Here is a 1471-nt window from a genome sequence, read left to right as displayed (position 1 = left end):
TGATTTGTTGGGCGTCGAGCGGCGGACGGGTGAGTAATGCTTAGGAATTTGCCCAGTCGAGGGGGACAACAGTTGGAAACGACTGCTAATACCGCATACGCCCTACGGGGGAAAGCAGGGGACCTTCGGGCCTTGCGCGATTGGATAAGCCTAAGTGAGATTAGCTAGTTGGTGAGGTAATGGCTCACCAAGGCGACGATCTCTAGCTGGTCTGAGAGGATGATCAGCCACACTGGAACTGAGACACGGTCCAGACTCCTACGGGAGGCAGCAGTGGGGAATATTGCACAATGGGCGAAAGCCTGATGCAGCCATGCCGCGTGTATGAAGAAGGCCTTCGGGTTGTAAAGTACTTTCAGCAGTGAGGAAGGGTGTGTAGTTAATAGCTGCATATCTTGACGTTAGCTGCAGAAGAAGCACCGGCTAACTCCGTGCCAGCAGCCGCGGTAATACGGAGGGTGCGAGCGTTAATCGGAATTACTGGGCGTAAAGCGCATGCAGGTGGTTTGTTAAGTCAGATGTGAAAGCCCGGGGCTCAACCTCGGAATTGCATTTGAAACTGGCAGGCTAGAGTACTGTAGAGGGGGGTAGAATTTCAGGTGTAGCGGTGAAATGCGTAGAGATCTGAAGGAATACCAGTGGCGAAGGCGGCCCCCTGGACAGATACTGACACTCAGATGCGAAAGCGTGGGGAGCAAACAGGATTAGATACCCTGGTAGTCCACGCCGTAAACGATGTCTACTTGGAGGTTGTGGCCTTGAGCCGTGGCTTTCGGAGCTAACGCGTTAAGTAGACCGCCTGGGGAGTACGGTCGCAAGATTAAAACTCAAATGAATTGACGGGGGCCCGCACAAGCGGTGGAGCATGTGGTTTAATTCGATGCAACGCGAAGAACCTTACCTACTCTTGACATCCAGAGAACTTAGCAGAGATGCTTTGGTGCCTTCGGGAACTCTGAGACAGGTGCTGCATGGCTGTCGTCAGCTCGTGTTGTGAAATGTTGGGTTAAGTCCCGCAACGAGCGCAACCCTTATCCTTGTTTGCCAGCGAGTAATGTCGGGAACTCCAGGGAGACTGCCGGTGATAAACCGGAGGAAGGTGGGGACGACGTCAAGTCATCATGGCCCTTACGAGTAGGGCTACACACGTGCTACAATGGCGCATACAGAGGGCGGCCAACCAGCGATGGTGAGCGAATCCCAAAAAGTGCGTCGTAGTCCGGATTGGAGTCTGCAACTCGACTCCATGAAGTCGGAATCGCTAGTAATCGTAGATCAGAATGCTACGGTGAATACGTTCCCGGGCCTTGTACACACCGCCCGTCACACCATGGGAGTGGGCTGCAAAAGAAGTAGGTAGTTTAACCTTCGGGAGAACGCTTACCACTTTGTGGTTCATGACTGGGGTGAAGTCGTAACAAGGTAGCCCTAGGGGAACCTGGGGCTGGATCACCTCCTTAAACGATAGATT

General features: G+C 53.3%; 1 rRNA gene. It reads left to right on the top strand.

The window, feature by feature from the left end:
* Positions 1 to 1460, top strand: a 16S ribosomal RNA gene (locus JQC93_RS20150); the annotation flags it as partial.
* Positions 1461 to 1471 lie beyond the last annotated feature (11 nt).

The organism is Vibrio ulleungensis (assembly GCF_016900875.1).
GTDB classification, from domain to species: domain Bacteria; phylum Pseudomonadota; class Gammaproteobacteria; order Enterobacterales; family Vibrionaceae; genus Vibrio; species Vibrio ulleungensis.
Note: the sequence above shows the minus strand (reverse complement) of the source record. Positions and strands in the feature narration are given on the sequence as shown.